15 protein-coding genes are annotated in these 19,077 nt (G+C 61.1%); 7 read left to right on the top strand and 8 right to left on the bottom strand.

Translation table 11 applies throughout. The features are described from left to right. Positions 1-96: 96 nt before the first annotated feature. Entirely contained in the window at positions 97-1,101 is a 1,005-nt protein-coding gene (locus FFM81_RS02735) for an ABC transporter permease (protein ID WP_003566653.1), read from the bottom strand. A gap of 77 nt (positions 1,102-1,178) precedes the next feature. Next, on the bottom strand, positions 1,179-2,705 hold the full coding sequence (locus FFM81_RS02730; RefSeq protein WP_003566654.1) for a sugar ABC transporter ATP-binding protein: 1,527 nt from the start codon (positions 2,703-2,705) through the stop codon (positions 1,179-1,181). A gap of 272 nt (positions 2,706-2,977) precedes the next feature. Here FFM81_RS02730 and FFM81_RS02725 point away from each other — a divergent pair, with 272 nt between their 5' ends. Next, complete coding sequence (locus FFM81_RS02725) at positions 2,978-4,009, top strand: LacI family DNA-binding transcriptional regulator (RefSeq protein WP_003566655.1); 1,032 nt, start codon at positions 2,978-2,980, stop codon at positions 4,007-4,009. A 69-nt stretch (positions 4,010-4,078) separates the two neighbouring features. Here FFM81_RS02725 and xylA read toward each other — a convergent pair whose 3' ends face one another. The 5 genes from xylA to FFM81_RS02700 form a co-directional block, all read right to left on the bottom strand. Next, positions 4,079-5,389: a xylose isomerase gene (gene xylA, locus FFM81_RS02720; RefSeq protein ID WP_003566656.1), complete on the bottom strand. Its 1,311-nt coding sequence runs from the start codon at positions 5,387-5,389 to the stop codon at positions 4,079-4,081. Between the two features lie 195 nt (positions 5,390-5,584). After that, positions 5,585-7,039, bottom strand: coding sequence for a xylulokinase (gene xylB, locus FFM81_RS02715; RefSeq protein WP_138385315.1), 1,455 nt, complete (start codon positions 7,037-7,039; stop codon positions 5,585-5,587). A gap of 19 nt (positions 7,040-7,058) precedes the next feature. Further along, positions 7,059-8,081: a LacI family DNA-binding transcriptional regulator gene (locus FFM81_RS02710; protein WP_128397547.1), complete on the bottom strand. Its 1,023-nt coding sequence runs from the start codon at positions 8,079-8,081 to the stop codon at positions 7,059-7,061. A 208-nt stretch (positions 8,082-8,289) separates the two neighbouring features. Continuing rightward, the gene (locus FFM81_RS02705; protein WP_003566660.1) at positions 8,290-9,888 is read right to left on the bottom strand and encodes a DHA2 family efflux MFS transporter permease subunit; all 1,599 of its coding nucleotides are present in this window, start codon (positions 9,886-9,888) and stop codon (positions 8,290-8,292) included. Between the two features lie 24 nt (positions 9,889-9,912). After that, entirely contained in the window at positions 9,913-11,127 is a 1,215-nt protein-coding gene (locus FFM81_RS02700; protein ID WP_003566662.1) for an HlyD family secretion protein, read from the bottom strand. Positions 11,128-11,277: 150 nt separating this feature from the next. On the opposite strand from FFM81_RS02700, the gene FFM81_RS02695 reads away from it, so the two are divergent. From FFM81_RS02695 to lysS, 5 genes are all read left to right on the top strand, one after another. Further along, positions 11,278-11,958 carry a TetR/AcrR family transcriptional regulator gene (locus tag FFM81_RS02695; RefSeq protein ID WP_003566664.1) on the top strand — a complete coding sequence of 227 codons (681 nt, stop codon included), beginning with the start codon at positions 11,278-11,280 and terminating at the stop codon, positions 11,956-11,958. Positions 11,959-12,063: 105 nt separating this feature from the next. Next, complete coding sequence (locus tag FFM81_RS02690) at positions 12,064-12,903, top strand: AraC family transcriptional regulator (protein WP_003566666.1); 840 nt, start codon at positions 12,064-12,066, stop codon at positions 12,901-12,903. Positions 12,904-13,115: 212 nt separating this feature from the next. Continuing rightward, complete coding sequence (locus tag FFM81_RS02685) at positions 13,116-13,865, top strand: TerC family protein (RefSeq protein WP_003566668.1); 750 nt, start codon at positions 13,116-13,118, stop codon at positions 13,863-13,865. 241 nt (positions 13,866-14,106) lie between these two features. Then, positions 14,107-15,561 (top strand): glutamate--tRNA ligase, encoded by a 1,455-nt coding sequence (gltX, locus tag FFM81_RS02680; protein WP_003566670.1) that lies wholly within the window; start codon positions 14,107-14,109, stop codon positions 15,559-15,561. Positions 15,562-15,583: 22 nt separating this feature from the next. Then, a complete protein-coding gene (gene lysS / locus FFM81_RS02675) occupies positions 15,584-17,080 on the top strand; it encodes a lysine--tRNA ligase (RefSeq protein WP_138385314.1) in 1,497 nt (498 codons plus the stop codon). A 67-nt stretch (positions 17,081-17,147) separates the two neighbouring features. Here lysS and FFM81_RS02670 read toward each other — a convergent pair whose 3' ends face one another. Further along, positions 17,148-17,909 carry a hypothetical protein gene (locus FFM81_RS02670; RefSeq protein ID WP_138385313.1) on the bottom strand — a complete coding sequence of 254 codons (762 nt, stop codon included), beginning with the start codon at positions 17,907-17,909 and terminating at the stop codon, positions 17,148-17,150. A gap of 179 nt (positions 17,910-18,088) precedes the next feature. On the opposite strand from FFM81_RS02670, the gene FFM81_RS02665 reads away from it, so the two are divergent. Then, the gene (locus tag FFM81_RS02665; protein ID WP_003566676.1) at positions 18,089-18,997 is read left to right on the top strand and encodes a LysR family transcriptional regulator; all 909 of its coding nucleotides are present in this window, start codon (positions 18,089-18,091) and stop codon (positions 18,995-18,997) included. The last annotated feature ends 80 nt before the right edge of the window (positions 18,998-19,077 follow it).

The raw sequence follows: 19,077 nt of genomic DNA, 5'->3' as shown, positions 1-19,077 counted from the left end.
TTCCTCCCAATAATGTCAGGGACTTTTCCATATCGGGACCGGACGCCCTGTAAGCCCGGTCAATTGCAATCCCGGCCATTTGCAAGCCGGATCAGTTCATGTTTTGCGCACCAGCGAACGCTGCACGAACATGGCGATGATGATGATCGCACCCTGGATGGCGCCGATCAGATACTCGCTGATGAAATTCGAAAGCAGCATGATGTTGCCGACGAGTTCGAGAATGAAGGCGCCGCAGATCGTGCCCCAGACCCTGCCGGCGCCACCCTTCAGCGCGGTCCCGCCGACCACGACAGCGGTGATCGCCTGCAATTCCCACAGGATGCCTGTCGTCGCAGATGTCGACCCGAGGCGCGGAACATAGAGCAGCACGGCGATGGCGACGCACAGGCCCTGGATGACGAAGGCAATCGTCCTGACACGATTGACCGCGATGCCGGAGTAGCGGGCGACATCGCTGTTCGATCCCACAGCGACGACGTGGCGCCCGTAGCGGGTGCGGTAGAGGATGAACGCCGCGATCGCCGTCACCGTCAGGATCACAACGATCGGCGTCGGCATGCCGGCGATATTGCCGAAATAAGCAGGCCGATAGAGCGTCTGGATATCGGCGGAGCGAAGGGTGATCGCACCGCCCTGCGACAGCCATGTGGTCAGTCCGCGATAGATGCCCATCGTGCCGAGGGTGGCGATGAAAGGCTCGATCTTGCCCACCGTGGTGATCAAGCCGTTCGCCAGACCGCAAAGCGCGCCGGCAACCAAGGTGAAGACGACCGCGACCGTCAGCATCAAAGCCGGGTTTTCGATGGCGCCCGAATTCATCAACAAGATCATCAGGCTGGCGACAAAAGCCACCATCGAACCCACCGACAGGTCGAGATCACCTGCCGAGATCACGAAGGTCGCGCCGACCGCGATGATGGCGATGAAAGCGCTGCGCGTGGCGACGTTCGCAAGGTTGGTGATGCCGATGAAATTGGGATTGACCAAGGCCCCGACGATCAGAAGCAGCGCCAGGGCGACGAAAGGCGCGACCGCGCGCAGGTCGACATCCCGCCAGGATCGGCGCCGGATTTCCCTGGTCTCTTCGTGGACACTCATTTCCAAAACCAACCTCCCGCCCATATTCTCTGGGCATCTTATCTGTCGTCCTGATCGGCGAAGCCCTGCTTCAACCCTCAGGCAGCCGCCTTCTTCTTCAGCCCGGCGGCGTAACGCATGATCTCCTGCTCGGAAATCTCATCTCCTTCGAGCACGCCGACGATATGCCCTTCGCGCATCACCACCACCCGCGTGCAGAGGCCTATGACCTCCGGCATCTCCGAAGAGACGACGATGATCGACCGGCCGTCACGGGCGAGTGCCGAGATGAAATGATAGATCTGCTGCTTGGTGCCGACATCGATGCCGCGCGTCGGTTCGTCGATGATGATGATGTCGGGCTCGGTCTCCATGACCTTGGCCAACAGCAGCTTCTGTTGGTTTCCGCCGGACATGCGACCGGCGATGATATTGCCGTCACGAACCCTGATGTCGAAACGGCGCTTGGCCTTTGCCAGCGCGGCCGCCTCGCTGGCTGGGCTGAGATAGCCGTGACTGGCGTGCCTTTCAAGCGATTGCAAAGTCAGATTGGCCACCATGCCGGAGCGCAGCAGCAGCCCCTTCGACTTGCGATCCTTGGTCATGTAGGCCAGCCCGCAGCGATTGGCGGCATGCACGTCGCCGGAGGGCACCGTTTCGCCCTTGATGACCACCTCGCCGTCAAGACGGCTTCGCAAGCCAGCAATCGCTTCCATCAGCTCGGTGCGGCCGGAGCCTATCATGCCGGAGAAGCCGATAATCTCGCCCTTGCGCACCTCGAAGCTTGCATCCTTCACATAGCCCGTCGACACCGAGGCGACGCTCAAGACGATCTCCTCGTCGACATCGGGCTCGACCTTGGCGGGATAGAGGCTGGAAAGTTCGCGCCCGACCATCAGCTGCGCGATCGATTCCCCGTCCAGAATGGAGGTCGGCGACGTCTTGATCCACTGACCGTCGCGCAGCACCGTGACACGATCGGTCAGTTCCATCACTTCATCGAGCTTATGCGAAACGAAGACGAAGCTGGTGCCCTGATCGCGCAGCTTGCGGACCTGCTTGAACAGCATATTGGTCTCTTCCCGCGACAAGACCGCGGTCGGCTCATCCATGAACACGACCCGCGCGTCGCGGCTGATCGCCTTGGCGATCTCGACCATCTGCTTGTCGGCGATGGAAAGCGTGCTGATCAGGGCATTCTCATCGACATGCGACCCGAGCGCATCGAGAACCTTGCGTGTCTCCGAGCGCATATATTTGCGGTCGAGCACACCGAAACGCGTGACTTCGCGCCCGAGAAACAGGCTTTCCGTCACGGTCAGATGTTCGGCGAGATTGAATTCCTGGTGGATGATGACAATGCCGAGCGCTTCGGCGGCGCCATTGGGCGGCAGCACGACAGGCTTGCCATCGAGCACAATCTCGCCGGATGTCGGCTGTTCGAAGCCTGACAATACCTTGACGAGCGTGGATTTTCCGGCGCCGTTCTCACCCATGAGGGCATGGATTTCGCCGGCGCGGAGATCGAAATTGACGCTGAAGAGGACCTGCACACCACTGAAGGATTTGCATATGCGCCTGGCGGACAGCACCACGGGTGCGGTGTCGGCGATCTCAACGGTCATCATGCCTCCCCCAAAGTCCGCCTCGCATCCGGCAGGAAACCCGGCGCCCACTCCATCACCTTGAACTAGCGCACATTCCCATTGTGAAAACCGTTTTGCTGTTTTCGGGCGCTGTGCGCTGCGGCTCCCGTCCGCTTTGGAGCTATGTAAACCTTTACATCAGCCATGTAAAGGTTTACATCGTGGATTAACGCAGATCCGTTGAAGCCTGCCTTTGACCTGTCGACAAGTCTGTGTAGTGTCGCGGCGAAGACAGTCCAAGGCAGAGCTCAGTGTCGAATTCCACGCCCGCAACAATCGAAGACGTCGCCCGGATCGCCGAGGTCTCCATCGCGACGGTTTCGCGGGCGATCCACACCCCGGAGAAAGTCGCCAACTCCACCCGGCTCAAGGTCAACCAGGCGATTGCCGTCACCGGCTACACCACCAATGCCATGGCTCGCAGCCTGAGGCTCGGCCGCTCCAACATGATCCTCGTGGTGGCGCCCGACATTGGCGACCCCAATTTCTCCAACATTCTCGTCGGTCTGGAGAACGAGGCGCGCGCGCACGGCTACGGCATCCTGATCGGCCACACGCAGAACGACGCCCAGCGCGGGTTGGAATATCTGAAATTCTTGAATTCCAACCAGGCGGCCGGACTGATCCTGTTCACCGGCATCCTGCCCTTCGGCCATCAGACGATGACGGCGCGGCTGCCGCCGAGCGTCGGCGTTTTCGAGCCTGTCTTCAACGGCGGCATCCCCTATGTCGGCGTCGACGATACCGAGGGCGCGAGGAAAGCGGTGGACCTGCTGCTGGCCGAAGGCCATCGCAAGATCGCTTTCATCGGCGATTCGCGCACCCGGCTGGCCTATATCAGGCGCCGCATGGGTTACGATGCCGGTCTCGATGCCGCCGGCATCCCGTCCGATCTGAGGATCGTGCTCGAAGGCGACGGCACGATCGAAAGCGGCCGGCATGCGGTCGAACAGCTCTTCATGCGCGATACGCTTCCCACCGCCTTCATGTGCGTGAACGACCAGACGGCGATTGGCGTCATGATCGGGCTCGGCGCACGCGGCTACGACATTCCGCGCGATTTCTCGGTTACCGGTTTCGACGACGTGCCGCAGGCCGTCTTCATATCGCCGTCGTTGACGACGATCCGCCAGCCGCGCACGGCGATCGGCAAACAGGCGATGGCGCTGCTGTTGGAACTCTTGTCCGATGGCCGCCCGGCCGAGACGGAAATCCTGCTGAGAGCGGATCTGGTGGTTCGAAACTCCGTCTCCGCGCCGTCGCGCACCTGGTTGAAGCGCTGAACGGTATAAGCTGGTGAAGGCGGCTGGGGAGAGGCTTGCGCCGGCGACCAAAGCCGCCGGCGCTTATTATCAGACGTATCGGTTGACAACGTTCTCAAGCAGTTCCTGCTTACCGGACCTCGGCTGCGGGTTGACGTCCTTGCTTTCGACCCATTTCGTGATCTCATCCAGCGAATATTCGCCGCGGAAGAGCTTCTGACTTTCAGCCGAATCCCATCCGGCATAACGCTCTGCGAGCGGCTGGGAGAGAGCCTTGTCCTCGATCATCTTGGCAGCAGCCTTCAGGCCGCGGGCGCAGCAATCCATGCCGCCGATATGGCCGATCAAGAGGTCTGCCGGGTCGAGCGACTGGCGACGAAGCTTCGAGTCGAAATTGGTGCCGCCGGTCTTGAAGCCGCCGCCCGCCAGAACGTGGTAATAGGCGAGCGCCATTTCGGGAACATTGTTCGGGAACTGGTCGGTATCCCAGCCGGACTGGTAGTCGTTGCGGTTCATGTCGATCGAGCCGAAAATTCCGAGCGCATTGGCAAGCGCCAGTTCGTGCTCGAAGGAGTGACCGGCCAGGATCGCGTGGCCCTGCTCGATATTGAGCTTTACCTCGTTTTCAAGTCCGTGCTTCTTGAGGAAACCATAGACGGTCGCAACGTCGTAATCATACTGGTGCTTTGTCGGCTCCTGCGGCTTCGGCTCGATCAGGATGGTGCCCTTGTAGCCGATCTTGTGCTTGTATTCGACGACGAGGTTGAGGAAGCGTCCGAGCTGGTCGAGCTCGCGGCCGATATCGGTGTTGAGCAGGGTTTCATAGCCTTCGCGGCCGCCCCACAGCACGTAGTTCTCACCGCCGAGCTTCTGCGTGGCGTCGATGCAGGTCTTCACGGTCGCGGCTGCGAAAGCAAAGACATCCGGATCCGGATTGGTGGCTGCACCCGACATATAGCGGCGGTGGGAAAACAGGTTCGCCGTGCCCCAGAGCAACTTGGTGCCGGTAGCGGCCTGCTTTTCGGCGAAATAATCGACGATCTCGTTCAGGTTCCTGGTATTTTCGGCGAAATTCTTGCCTTCCGGGCGCACGTCGGCGTCATGGAAGCAGTAATAGGGCGCGCCGAGCAGCGAGAAGAATTCGAAGGCGACGTCGGCCTTCAACTTGGCCGCCTTCATCGTGTCTTCAAACCAGGGACGCAGGAAAGTCTGGCCGCCGAAGGGATCGCCGCCCGGCCAGGTGAAGGTGTGCCAATAGGCTACTGCAAAACGCAGGTGGTCTTCCATGCGCTTGCCCATGACGATCTCGTCCGGCTGGTAGTAGCGGAAGGCCAGCGGATTGGTGCTGTCGGGGCCTTCGTATTTGACTTTCTGGATATCGCCGAAAAATCCGGTGCTCATGTTGAGGTCTCCTTGGGTTCGTATCTCTTAACAGTTCTGAATTGTTGATTTGCGGAGGCTGCCCCCTCATCCGCCTGCCGGCACCTTCTCCCCGAGGGGAGAAGGGACTTGCTGCAACGTTTCAGCTCTTTCGAAGCCGCCGCGCGGACTTCCCCTCTCCCTTCGGGGAGAGGGTAGGGTGAGGGGCCACAAATCTCAGTTCGCCAGCGATCTGATCGCCGGATAAAGTGCGCGGTAGCGCATGTAGCCGTCCTCATAAGCGTCGCTGAGTGAAACCACCGGCTCGATCGTGCCCGATGTCACCGGCGGCGCGCAGACGGCGATCGGATCGGCCCCCGTCGCGGCGATCAGACCGAGGCGGGCGGCGCCGAAGGCGGCGCCGAAATCGCCGTCGGCCGGCAGGTCGACCGGAACCCCGAGCGCGGTCGCAATCGACGCCAGCCAGTAGTGCGAGCGCGAACCGCCGCCGATCGCCGTGACGCGGGAGATCCCGGTGCCCGCCGAGCGCAGCGCTTCGAGATTGTCGCGGATGGCAAAGGCCACACCTTCGAGCACCGCCTGGGTGAGAACGGCACGGCTGCTTTCATGTTCAAGGCCGATGAAGGCGCCACGGATGACGGCATCATTGTGCGGCGTGCGCTCGCCGGAGAGATAGGGAAGGAAGGTGACGCCTGTCGGCGCCTTCAGCGTCTCGCCGAGCTCGCCGGTGAGATCGGCAGCCGACTTGCCGGTCACGCCGGAATGCCAGTTAAGCGCATCGGTCGCCGACAGGATCACGCCCATCTGGTGCCAGGTGTTCGGCAATGCGTGGCAGAAGGCATGCACGGCGCTTTCCGGCTTCGGCAGATAGGAGCCGTTGGCGGCAAACAGCACGCCTGACGTGCCGAGCGAGACGAAAGCGGCGCCGTCGCTGACCGTGCCCATGCCGCAGGCCGAGGCCGCGTTGTCGCCCGCGCCGCCGGCAACGACGGCATCGCCTGATATGTCCCATTGCGCCGCCAGGTCGGACCGTAGCTTGCCGGCCTGCGCGGTGCCCTCGACCAGCGCCGGCATCTGCTCCTCGGAGAGATCGGTGGCGGCAAGCAGCTCGGATGACCAGGCGCGCTTGCCGGTGTCGAGCCAGGAGGTGCCGGCCGAATCCGACATTTCAGAGATATATTCGCCGGTTAGCCAAAGACGTAGATAGTCCTTCGGCAGCAGCACCTTGGCGATCTTGGCGAAAACGTCGGGCTCATGCTTCTTGACCCAGGCGAGCTTCGGCGCCGTGAAGCCGGGGAAGACGATGTTGCCGGTCAGGGCGCGAAAGCGCGGATCGGCATCGAGTGCCGCAGCCTCGACATGACTGCGCGTGTCGTTCCAGAGGATGGAGGGGCGCAGCACCTTGTCGCTGGCATCGATCAGCGTCGCACCATGCATCTGGCCGGAAAGGCCGATGCCCTTGACGGCTCCAAGCTCTTTCGGATGTTTCGCCTTCAGGCCGGCGACAGCCTCCTCAGTGGCACGCACCCAGTCGGCCGGCTCCTGCTCCGACCAGCCGGAATGCGGACGCGAGACGTCGAGCGAACCATTGGCCGAGCCGACAATCTTCTGATCGCCGTCGATCAGCATCGCCTTGACGCCGGAGGTTCCGAGATCGAGACCGAGATACATGCGGTATTCTCCTTTGCCGTTACGGCAGATTGTCTTTCAGGAATATGTCGAGGCGAATGCGCTCCTGCGCGTCGATGACGGCAAGCCCGTCCGCCTTGGCTTTCAGCACACGGATTGCGCTACGCACCTCATGGCCGGCATCCTGGTTCAGGATGGCATCGATCGTGTTGTCGATGAGTGCGGCACGGGTGTGGGCAGTCAGCTCATGGGCGATCACCGTCAGCGTCCGATCGATGGCCTTCTCCTTCAACGCTCGAATGAGGCCACGATTGCCGGCGCCGAGGCTATAGATGCCGACGATGCCGGCATTGCCGAGCGCTTCGGCAACGAGCCTATGGGCGACCTCAGGGTCGTCGCGGCCTTCGAGTACCGGCAGGATCGCCAGATCGGGAAATTCTTCGGCCATGACCGCGGCAAAGCCCTCCAGCCGTTCGCGATGGTCGCGCACCAGCATCGAGCCGGCGAGCACCGCGATCTCGCCTTTTCGGGCCCCTAGAAATCGGCCGAGCAACCGGGCGGCCGTGCGGCCGGCTGCGATATTGTCGACACCGGCATAGTGATGGCGCAGCGACCCGGTGAGATCGGAAACCAGGGTGACGATGGGAAAGCGCTCGCGCACCAGCCTGTCGACGGCGGCGCGCACCTCAGGCGCATCGGTCGCGACCATCGCAATGCCGCAAGGCTTTTCGCGCGAAAGCCCTTCGAGCACGGAAACGAGGGCGGCCGGATCGAAAGCCGGCACCTCGATGGTACGGATATCGGTGCGCTCGGTTGGCGAGCGGAGGACCGCCTGCCGGATCTCGGTATTGAGCCCATGCATGAAGGAATTGTCACTGGCGGGGAGGATGAAGACCAGGGGATAGGTGCGTCCCTTGGCGAGATTGGCGGCGGCGACATCTCTGATATAACCAAGCTGGCGGATTGCGTTCTCGACCTTCTCCCGCGTGATATGACGCACACCGGGACGCTGGTTGAGAACCCGGTCGACAGTCGCGAGACTGACACCGGCGGCGGCGGCGATATCGTGAACAGTTGGCCTCATCATTCCTCCTGACGAGAGCCTTAGCGTCAAATTTGATGTACGTAAATCAAAAAATCGAGCCGGCCCATTTCCTTATCGATTTTCCGGCATTGATCGCCCGTTTCGGGCTGATCGGCCGGAGATTATCCGCCTGATGGCACGGAAGCGGGAAAACAGCAACAAAAAGGCCCTCCGGAGAGGGCCTTTTCATGGGACGGCAGGCCGGAGGTCAGTGGCCGCCACCGCCTCCCCCGCCTTGCGGCGCGGGTTTCTTGATCATCGCGACACCAAAGATCATCGCGACAAAAAGCGCGGTCAGGATCAGGAACACATCACTGAAGGAGAGGATCACCGCCTGCTTGGTGGCTAGGCCAACCATCTGCTTGATCGCGACCGAGGCGCCATCCATGCCATAGGTATTGAAGTTGGCGGTCATGTTGTTCATCTGATCGATCGCCGCCGGATTGCCCCAGTCCATATTCTCCCGCAGCCGCTCGTAGTGCACGTCCTGACGGTTGGTGAGCACGGTGTTGATGACGGCAAGACCGACAGCGCCGCCGAGGTTTCTGGTCAGATTGAACAGGCCGGATGCGCCGCGGATGCGCGAGGGCGGCATTGTACCGAGCGCGATATTGTTGATCGGCACCATGCACATCATCAGCCCGAAGCCGCGCAGGATCTGCGGGATGAACAGTTCGTAGAAATCCCAATCCGCCGTCAGGTGGATCATCATGTATGTGCCGGCGGCGAAGCTGGTGAAGCCGATCACCATCATCAGGCGCAGGTCCATCTTCGTCGACAGCCGGCCGGCGATCGGCGCGGTGAAGAACATCGCGAGCCCGGAGACGAACATCGTCTGGCCGATCATCAGCGAGTCATAGCCGCGGATACGACCGAGATAGACCGGGTAGATATAGGTGAGACCATAGAGGCCGATACCCATGACGAAGGAGAAAATCGAGCCGAAGGAGAAATTCCGGTTGGCGAATGCCTTGAGGTCGACGACGGGAAAATCCACCGTGAAGGCGCGGTAGAAGAATATGATGGCCGCAACGCCGGAAGCGACGGCGGCAATGGCGATGGAGCTGTCGTTGAACCAGTCGTTCGAATTGCCCTCTTCGAGCACATATTCCATCGCGCCGAGGAAGATGCCCATCGAGATCAGCCCCCACCAGTCGAACTTCTTGAAGAGCGACAGTTCCGGCTTGTCGAAATCGATGAAGTTCCAGGTGACGATCGTGACGATGATGCCGGGAACGATATTGACGAGGAACAGCCAGTGCCACGAGAAGGCATGGCTGAGATAGCCGCCGACAGTCGGGCCGATGGTCGGCGCCAGCGTCGCGATCAGGCCGATGATCGGCGAGACGATGCTGCGCTTCGAAGCTGGGAAGATGGTGAAGGCGGCCGCGAACACCGACGGGATCATGCCGCCGCCGATGAAGCCCTGGATGGCGCGATAGACGATCATCTGGTCGATATTCGTCGCCGTCGCCGCAAGCGCGCTCGCCATGGTGAAGCCGGCGGCCGAGATCGCGAAGAGATAACGCGTCGAGATAATCCGCGCCAGCGTGCCCGACAGGGGGATCATGATCACTTCCGCGATCAGATAGGCGGTCTGCACCCAGCCGACCTCGTCGCTGCCGGCCGAAAGACCCGCCTGGATTTCCGCAAGCGAGGCCGAGACGATCTGGATGTCGAGGATCGACATGAACATGCCGAGCACCATCGCGAAGAAGGCGATCAGCTTCCTCGGATCCATGCGCTCGTCAGCGTGGGCAGGCGCTGCCGGAATCGTCCCCGCTGTTGCTGTCGCGCTTCCGGCCATCGGACACTCCGCCTATTCTAAGGGCTACTTGCTCGGCGCCGTACGGGTGTCGACGTCGACGACGACGCTGAGACCCGCGCGTAGACGCCCGCTGTCGAGCGCATCCTGCGGCAGCGCGATGCGCACCGGCACGCGCTGGATCACCTTGGTGAAATTGCCCGTGGCATTTTCCGGCGGCAGCAGCGAGAAGACCGAGCCGGAAGCGGGCGAAATCGATTCGACGGTGGCGACAATAGGATGGTCGCTATAAGCGTCGACATGGACGTTGACCTTCGAGCCCGGCACCAGATGTTGGATCTGCGTTTCCTTGAAGTTGGCGTCGATATAGAGCTGGCGCACAGGAACCAGCGCCATCAGCCGCTGGCCGGGCGAAACGAGGTCGCCTTCCTGGACCGAGCGGTTGCCGATAATGCCGTCATAGGGCGCCTTGAGCACGGTGAAGGAGAGGTCGCGGGCGGCTTTGTCGCGCGAGATCTCCAGCGAACGTACCGAGCCTTCAGCCTCCTTGCGTTGAGCCTGGAGAATGGTGACGTTGGCTTGCGCCACCGTGATGTTGGCGTCGCCGCCGACAAGATTGGCTTTGGCCTGATCAAGGGCGATATTGGCGTTGTCGAGATCGGCGGCGGTGCCGACCGACTTTGCCTGAAGCTCGCTCTGACGCTTCTGGGTAATCTCGGCACCGCGAACGGCCGCTTCGAGTGCCACCTTCTGCGCCTGAGCCTGCAGGAGGCTCGCATTGGCGCCTTCGATCTGCGCATCGATGCGCTGCAGCGAAAGCTGTTCGGTGGCGATCTGGGCCTGCGCCTGATCGAGAGCGTTCTGATAGTCGCCGTTATCAAGCGTGGCAAGCACGTCGCCCGCTTTGACTTCCTGGTTGGCGACCACATTCACCTTCGCGACGTAGCCCGTGACCTTCGGCGAAATCGTTGCGATATCGCCCTCGATATAGGCGTCGTCGGTCGACACCATGAAGCGGCCGTTCGTCCACCATTCGTACCCATACCAGCCGCCGCCGGCGAGAAGAGCAAGCACGACGATCGGTAGCACCGGGCTGCGGCGCTTCTTCGCCGCCGCGGGCGCGGCAACCGAAGCCGGGGCCGACTGCGCCGGGGCAGACGGTTTTTCAAGTGCTTCCGCTGTCGGAGCTTCTGCAACAGCCGCGACTTCGGCCCTTACCTCTTCGGCCTCGGCGTTTTCGCTAACGATCCGCGCGACGTTGCTCTTCTGATTGCTCGACATGGCCACTTTACCGATCTTGAGTAAATAATCGAACTGAACGGTTCGGTTCAGTTGACTTAAACCTGTTTAACCGTCATATCAAGATGTATAGAACCAATCGGTTCGATTTCTTTAAGGAAAAGACGAAACCGTGAACACGGTTAAGGAGACATGACGCTGAAACCCGACCATGCTGCCGTCTTCAGTCCTCCCGTTGGCGGGGGCCGGTTTGCCGCGGGCGAAGATCCGGCCAAGCGCCAGCAGATTCTCGCCGGCGCCAAGCGTGTCTTCATGAAAATGGGCTTCGATGCCGCCAGCATGAACGACGTGACTCGCGAGGCCGGCGTCTCCAAGGGAACGCTCTACGTCTATTTCACCAACAAGGAAGAGTTGTTTTCGGCGATGATCGAGGCAGAGCGTGCCGCCTTCGTGGCGGCAGTCCGCACCGCACTTGCCGAACATGACGAACCCGAAGCCGGTCTGTACGAATTCGGGATAAGCTTCGTCACCCACATGACCGATGAAAAGGTCATCAACGCCATGCGCACCGTTCTCGGCGTTCGCGACCGCATGCCGGCGCTCTGTCAACGCTTCTTCAAGGGTCCGGTAAACCTGCGCACCATCATGTGCGACTTCCTCGAACGGCACGTCGCCGAAGGCACACTCAAGATCGACGACATCGATCTGGCCGCCGGCCAGTTCCTCGATCTCGCCAGCGGCAGTTTCTTCAAGCTCCGGCTGTTCGGAAGCATGGAAGAACCGCCTTCCCGCGATGAAATCGACCGCGTCATCCGCGGCGCGATCCGGGTTTTCATGGCCGCCTACGGTGCGCGCCGGCACGAGACCGCCTGACCGCATCCTTGACTGCCACCCTCGATCGGCCAAAACTCCGCAAGCACGATCAAACCCGGCTGCCGGCTTTCCTCTATGGAAGAAGCCGCAACCAAGGGAGTAGAGATGAGCGCCATCGCACGGGCGATATGGTTCATAGAGAGCCATTTCGAAAGCGATCTATCGCTGGAAGAGATATCGGAAGCAGCCGGATTGTCGCGTTACCACCTGTCACGCGTCTTCGGGCTCGTCACCGGCCACTCGATCAGCGGCTATATCAGGGGGCGGCGCCTCAGCCGCGCCTTGCCCGCGCTGGTCGGCGGCTCATCCACCATTCTCGAGGTTGCGCTTTGCGCGGGCTACGGCTCGCACGAGGCTTTCACCCGTGCCTTCCGCGACCAGTTCGGCATGACGCCGGATGCGGTGCGCCGGCAGGGGCACGCCCGTAACCTTGTCTTGTTGGAGCCGATCAGAATGGAACCCGCCCACCTCAACGACCTCGAACCGCCCCGCTTCGAAACCCTTCAGCCGATGCTCTTTGCCGGCTTGGCGGAGATCTACCTCTATGGCGGCAATGCCGCCATTCCCTCTCTCTGGCAGAAGTTCAATACCCATTTCGGCCATATCTCCGGCCAGAAAGGCAACATTGCCTACGGCATCTGCACACATATCGACGGCGAAGCGGAGAAATTCCGCTATATGGCCGCGGTCGAAATCTCCGATGCCGGCGATCTGCCGGCTGATTTTGCAACGCTAAAGCTTCCGGGACAGCGCTACGTCGTCTTTAACCATCGCGGGCATGTCTCCGGCATTTCCGTGACCATGAACCGAATCTTCGGCACGTGGTGGCCGACCTCGGGATTGGAACACGGCGAAACACCTGACATGTTCGAACGCTACGACGAGCGCTTCGATCCTGATACCGGCATGGGCGTCACTGAAATCTGGCTACCTATCAGAGCATGATGCCGAAAAGTGTGAGCGGTTTTCGGACGACATCATGCTCTAACTCTGTAATTTAGAACAGGAATCAAATTTGAGACCGACCCGGTCTTAAATCATCCTGTTCTAGGGAATAAAAGTCACATCGATTTCGTATACCCCCTTGCGGCGCTTGTGCAGCAGACCGCCGACACTACATTGCGGGCGTCATCGGTGACGCAAGGGGATATAAGCTAATGCAGGAAATTATGACGCTCATTCAGGATCCGGCCGCCTGGGTGGCGCTCATCACGCTGGTGGTGATGGAAGTCGTTCTCGGGATCGACAACCTGATCTTCATTTCCATTCTCACCAACAAACTGCCCCCCGAACACCGGGAGAAGGCCCGCAAGATCGGCATCGGTCTCGCCCTTGTCATGCGTCTGGCTCTTCTCGGCACCGTCGCCTGGATCGTGCAGCTGACCGAACCCCTGTTTACGGCTTTCGGCCACGGCTTCTCCTGGAAGGATCTGATCCTGATTGCCGGCGGCCTGTTTCTCGTCTGGAAAGCCACCAAGGAAATCCACCACACCGTCGATCCCATCGACCATCAGGAGGATTTCATCGCGAAATCCGTCACGACAGGCTTTGCATCGGCGATCGGCCAGATCCTGCTGCTCGACCTGGTCTTTTCGGTCGACAGCATCATCACCGCTGTCGGCATGACGCCGCATCTGCCGATCATGGTCATCGCCGTCATCGCCGCCGTCACGGTCATGCTGGTTGCCGCCAACCCGCTTGCCAATTTCATCGAGAGAAACCCGACGATCGTCATGCTGGCGCTCGCTTTCCTGCTGATGATCGGCACGACACTGATCGCCGAAGGCATGGGCTTCCATGTGCCGAAGGGCTACGTCTACGCCGCCATGGCCTTCTCGGCTCTGGTCGAGGTGCTGAACATGATCGCCCGCAATGCTCGCAAGCGGAAACGCGACGGCGCGCATTGAGGCTGATACGGGAGGGCGCGCTGCACTGGCGCGCGCCCTCAGCGCCAGCAGGCCGTTGCGGACGTGGTTTTTCTTGACGCGCCCGGTTGAATATGGCCTAAGGCCAGCCGAACGGACGATCGGCGGATAGTGCGGGCGCATGCCCTTTTTCGGCCGGTTTGCCGATGAAGATATCTGCATCCTTCGGCCGAACGTCGCTTTCCCTGGAAAGCCGTCCGGCGTTCATTGACGGGCCATACCAATGACAACTTCCGGCGTCCGCGTCCGCATCGCTCCCTCGCCGACCGGCGAGCCGCATGTCGGCACCGCTTATATCGCTCTCTTCAACTACCTCTATGCCAAGAAGCACGGCGGCGAGTTCATCCTGCGCATCGAGGATACCGATGCGACGCGCTCGACACCGGAATTCGAGACCAAGGTATTGGACGCCCTGAAATGGTGCGGGCTGGAATGGAAGGAAGGTCCCGATATCGGCGGTCCCTACGGCCCCTATCGCCAGTCCGACCGCAAGCCGATGTACCAGCCTTATGCTGAGGAGTTGCTGGACAAGGGCCATGCCTTCCGCTGTTTCTGCACGCCCGCGCGCCTCGAACAGATGCGCGAGGCGCAGCGCGCTGCCGGCAAGCCGCCAAAATATGACGGTCTCTGCCTCAGCCTGACGGCAGAGGAAGTGACCTCGCGCATGGCAGCCGGCGAGACGACCGTCATCCGCATGAAGATCCCGGCCGAAGGCTCCTGCGACTTCACCGACGGCGTCTACGGCGACGTCTCCATTCCCTGGGATTCCGTCGACATGCAGGTGCTGATCAAGGCCGACGGCATGCCGACCTATCACATGGCCAACGTCATCGACGACCATCTGATGAAGATCACCCATGTGGCGCGCGGCGAAGAATGGCTGGCTTCGGTACCGAAGCACATCCTGCTCTATCGTTATTTCGGCTGGGACCAGCCGGTCTTCATGCATCTGTCGCTGATGCGCAATGCCGACAAGTCGAAGCTGTCGAAGCGCAAGAACCCGACATCGATCTCCTATTATTCCGCGCTCGGTTATATCCCGGAAGCGCTAATGAACTTCCTCGGCCTGTTCTTCATGCAGATCGCCGAAGGCGAAGAGCTGTTGACGATGGACGAACTCTCCGAGAAGTTCGACCCGGAGAACCTTTCAAAGGCCGGCGCGATCTTCGATATCCAGAAGCTCGACTGGCTGAACGGCCGCTGGATCCGCGAGAAGCTGTCGGAAGAGGAATTCCGCGACCGCGTGCTGAGCTGGGCGATGGAAAACGACCGCTTAATGGCCGGCCTGCGCCTGTCGCAGACGCGCATTTCCAAGCTCGGCGAGCTGCCAGATCTCGCCGGCTTCCTGCTGAAATCCGACCTCGGCCTGCAGCCTTCCGATTTCGCCAAGATCAAGTCGCCGCCGGAAGAGATCCTGGAGATCCTCAACACCGTTCAGCCGGATCTCGAAAAAATCCTCGAATGGAATGTCGAGACCATCGAGGCGGAACTGCGCGCGATCTCCGACCGCATGGGCAAGAAGCTGAAGGTGGTGGTCTCGCCGCTCTTCGTCGCCGTCTCAGGCTCGTCGCGCTCCCTGCCGCTCTTCGATTCCATGGCGATCCTCGGCCGCTCCGTCGTGCGCCAGCGCCTGAAGCTTGCCGCACAGGCGGTCGCCGCCCTCGTCGGCGCGAAGTAAGAACAGTCAGAGGATTTCAACAATGGCTGACACCAAGACCGAAAACACCCTGTCCTCCGACGCCACGGAAGTGCGCGCCCAGAAGCTGAAGCTGCTGCGCGAGCAGATCGGCGACGTCTATCCGGCGCATTTCCACCGGACGATGACCAATGCCGAGCTTGCCGCAAACTACGAGAACCTGGAGCCCGACACCGAGACGCAGGACGTCGTCACTGTCGCCGGCCGCGTCTATTCCTCGCGCAACTCCGGCATGTTCATGGACATCCATGACGCCGGCGGCAAGATCCAGATCTTCAGTCACAAGGACACGACACCCGAAGAGGTCCGCGCCCTGCTGCCGATGATCGACATCGGCGACATTATCGGCGTCACCGGCATCGTCCGTCGCACCAAGCGCGGCGAGCTGACGATCAACGCTCAAAAGATCGAGATGCTGACCAAGTCGCTGCTGCCGATGCCGGAAAAGTGGCACGGCCTGTCCGACATCGAGCTGCGCTATCGCAAGCGCCATCTCGACATCATGACCAACGAGGATTCGAAACTTCGCTTCCAGCAGCGCTCGAAGATCGTCTCCGGCATCCGCCGCTTCATGGAAAATGACGGCTTCATGGAAGTCGAGACGCCGATGCTGCAATCGATCTATGGCGGCGCCACGGCCGAGCCGTTCAAGACGCATCACAACACGCTGAAGCTCGACATGTATCTGCGCATCGCGCCGGAACTGTTCCTGAAGCGCACGCTGGTCTCGGGCCTCACCGACAAGGTTTTTGAGATCAACCGGAACTTCCGCAACGAAGGCGTCTCCACCCGGCACAATCCCGAATTCACCATGATGGAATGTTACTGGGCCTATGCCGATTACGAGGACATGATGGACCTCGTCGAGCGTCTGTTCGAGGGTCTGGCGCTCTCCATTCACGGCACGACGGAATTCGACTTCGGCGACAAGCGGTTGTCCTTCAAGGGACCGTTCAAGCGCGTGCCGATGCCCGCTGCCGTCAAGGAAGCCACCGGCATCGACTTCCTCGCGATCAAGACCGACGAGGAAGCCCGGACCGCTGCCAAGGCCGCCGGCTTCGCGGTCGAGAAGGACTGGACCTGGGGCGAATGCCTTGCTTTCATCTTCGAGGAAAAGGTTGAATCGACGCTGATCCAGCCGTCTCATGTCACGCATTTCCCGAAGGACATCTCACCCTTCGCCAAGGAAGTGCCGGGCGAACCGCGCCTGGTCGAGCGCTTCGAGACCTATTGCAACGCCTGGGAACTCGGCAACGCCTTCTCCGAACTCAACGATCCCGAAGAGCAGCGCCGCCGCATGGTCGAGCAGCTCGAGCAGGCGCATGCCCGCGGCGAAAAAGAAAAGCAGCTGGACGAGGAATTCCTCGGTGCGATCGACCAGGGCATGCCGCCGGCAGGTGGCCTCGGCATCGGCGTCGATCGCCTGATCATGCTTCTGACCAACGCACCGTCGATACGCGACGTCATTCTCTTCCCGGCCCGCCGCAACAAGGCCGACTGACAGGAAGAAACATGAGAAAAACGAAGCGGAGCGCCGGCAGGTGCTCCGCTTTTTTCATGCCGTTGATTCAGCGGGTCTTGGCAGCTTCCGCCGGCGGCTCTTCGGCCGGAGCCTCCGCCACCACATCGGCACCCACGCCTTCTTTGGCTGGCGCAGCTTCATGAGCTGGCGTGGCTTCGCCTTCGGCCGCCGGCGCTGCGCCATGTGCACCGCCTGCCGCCTTCGTTTCTTTGCCCTTTTCGCCGTTCTTCGTCGAACCCACAGCGACCGGGTCGACGCAATCCTCAGGATCCTTGAAGGCGCTGCTGATCATGGCGATTTCATCGAGAGGCAACTCTATCCGCTCGCCGAAGAACAGCCCGTTTTCGCTGGCCCTGCCGTCATAGTAGCGCGCCGTATAGGGCTTGTCGTCGAGGCCGGGAACAGCCTTGTCGGGATGCGGGATATAGACGACATCGGCGCCGATCGCCCTGCCGCGAATGTCGGAGCGCAGGGTCGGGCCGTTCTCGTCAAGCACCACCACCTGCACCAGATCCGGCTTCTGCGCGGCATAAACGGCCTGGGCGACACGAAGCGCAGTCTTGACCCGTGTCATCCCGTCGGTCGGTTCGGTCTTGATGTATTTGCGCACCCAGACGTGATCCTGCTTCCGGATCGTCACCAGGTTGACGTCGCTGCACTCGAGCCCAGAGCCACCGGCGGCACCTATTAGTCTGTCCTTGCCGAGATAGACGGCCGCACCGCCGGAAACGCCCGCTAGAAGAGCGACTCCACCGATGATGATTGCCAATTTCCGGGAAGGCCGGAATATACGCAGTAAGGCCTTCACGCCAACTGCTCCGCCATCTGAAACTCCAACGCAGGACAAGTGCTGAGAACGTTAAGGAAATGACGTTTCAGAAAGTTTAAGTGGGTGTGCGAAGCCTGCGTCCTTTTGAGAAAACACCAAAAAAGGTCCGCTTTTCCAGGCCGCTTGCCACGGCCTATTCCACCATGCTCTAAACGCCCATGGCCTTCACGCTTCGTCAGGTTCAATATTTTGTCGCCGTGGCCGAACAGGGGTCGGTGACCCGCGCCGCACAGAACCTGTCGATCTCGCAATCCTCGGTGACGGAAGCGCTGAAAGAGCTCGAAACCGACCTCGGCGTCGAGTTGTTCGAGCGCCATCCGCGCGGCCTGACGATCACCCATAACGGCCACCAGTTCCTGCGCCACGCGACGAAGATCCTCGCCTCCGTCTCCGATGCGCGCACCAGCTTCTCCGGCCAGCAAAGCGCCCTCTCCGGCACTTTGAACATCGGCGTCACCTCTCTCGTCGCCGGCTATGTGCTCTCCGATCTCCTGGCGCGATATCGCCGCGCCTGTCCAGGCATCGAGGTCAGCGCCATCGAGGATAATGGCGGCTACCTCGAACACCTCCTGGTCGGCGGCGAACTCGATGTCGCCGTCATGGTAATCTCAAACCTGCGCGACCGCATGGCGCTGCAGGCCGAGATTCTCGAAACCTCGCCTTATCGGCTCTGGCTGCCGATGGGCCATCCGCTGGTATCGGCCGACATCATCTCGGTCGCCGATATCGCCCGCGAACCGCTGATCATGCTGACGGTCGACGAAATCGAGGAGAACACCGGCAAGCTACTCTCCGCCCTCGGCGCCCGCCCGCATGTCGCCTTCCGCACCCGCTCGGTGGAGGCGGTGCGCAGCCTGGTGGCGACAGGCGCCGGCGTGGCGCTGCTTCCCGATCTCGTCTACCGCCCCTGGTCGCTGGAAGGCGACCGCATCGAAAGCCGCGACGTCTCCGGGTCGTTGCCGGTCGTCCAGGTCGGCATGGTCTGGCGCAAGGGCTCCAGCCTGCCGCAGGCAGCGCGCGACTTCGTCGGCATCGCCGAAAGTCTGCGGTCAGGCCGCATCCGTTGATATCGGAATTTCCGATATCGCCCTTCTGATAAATGAATTTGCGAAAGCGGCATTTTCGCGGCACCATTCCATCCGGGAAC

This window comes from Rhizobium hidalgonense, from assembly GCF_005862185.2.
GTDB lineage: Bacteria > Pseudomonadota > Alphaproteobacteria > Rhizobiales > Rhizobiaceae > Rhizobium > Rhizobium hidalgonense.
The sequence above is the reverse complement of the archived record's forward strand: the minus strand, read 5'-3'. Positions and strand labels throughout refer to the sequence as shown.

Bases quoted from the DNA above. Each gene is read 5' to 3' on its own strand.
- FFM81_RS02735 (WP_003566653.1), bottom strand. From the start codon at position 1,101: ATGAGTGTCCACGAAGAGACCAGGGAAATCCGGCGCCGATCCTGGCGG.
- FFM81_RS02730 (WP_003566654.1), bottom strand. From the start codon at position 2,705: ATGACCGTTGAGATCGCCGACACCGCACCCGTGGTGCTGTCCGCCAGG.
- xylA (WP_003566656.1), bottom strand. From the start codon at position 5,389: ATGAGCACCGGATTTTTCGGCGATATCCAGAAAGTCAAATACGAAGGC.
- xylB (WP_138385315.1), bottom strand. From the start codon at position 7,039: ATGTATCTCGGTCTCGATCTCGGAACCTCCGGCGTCAAGGCGATGCTG.
- FFM81_RS02710 (WP_128397547.1), bottom strand. From the start codon at position 8,081: ATGAGGCCAACTGTTCACGATATCGCCGCCGCCGCCGGTGTCAGTCTC.
- FFM81_RS02705 (WP_003566660.1), bottom strand. From the start codon at position 9,888: ATGGCCGGAAGCGCGACAGCAACAGCGGGGACGATTCCGGCAGCGCCT.
- FFM81_RS02700 (WP_003566662.1), bottom strand. From the start codon at position 11,127: ATGTCGAGCAATCAGAAGAGCAACGTCGCGCGGATCGTTAGCGAAAAC.
- FFM81_RS02695 (WP_003566664.1), top strand. From the start codon at position 11,278: ATGACGCTGAAACCCGACCATGCTGCCGTCTTCAGTCCTCCCGTTGGC.
- FFM81_RS02690 (WP_003566666.1), top strand. From the start codon at position 12,064: ATGAGCGCCATCGCACGGGCGATATGGTTCATAGAGAGCCATTTCGAA.
- FFM81_RS02685 (WP_003566668.1), top strand. From the start codon at position 13,116: ATGCAGGAAATTATGACGCTCATTCAGGATCCGGCCGCCTGGGTGGCG.
- gltX (WP_003566670.1), top strand. From the start codon at position 14,107: ATGACAACTTCCGGCGTCCGCGTCCGCATCGCTCCCTCGCCGACCGGC.
- lysS (WP_138385314.1), top strand. From the start codon at position 15,584: ATGGCTGACACCAAGACCGAAAACACCCTGTCCTCCGACGCCACGGAA.
- FFM81_RS02665 (WP_003566676.1), top strand. From the start codon at position 18,089: ATGGCCTTCACGCTTCGTCAGGTTCAATATTTTGTCGCCGTGGCCGAA.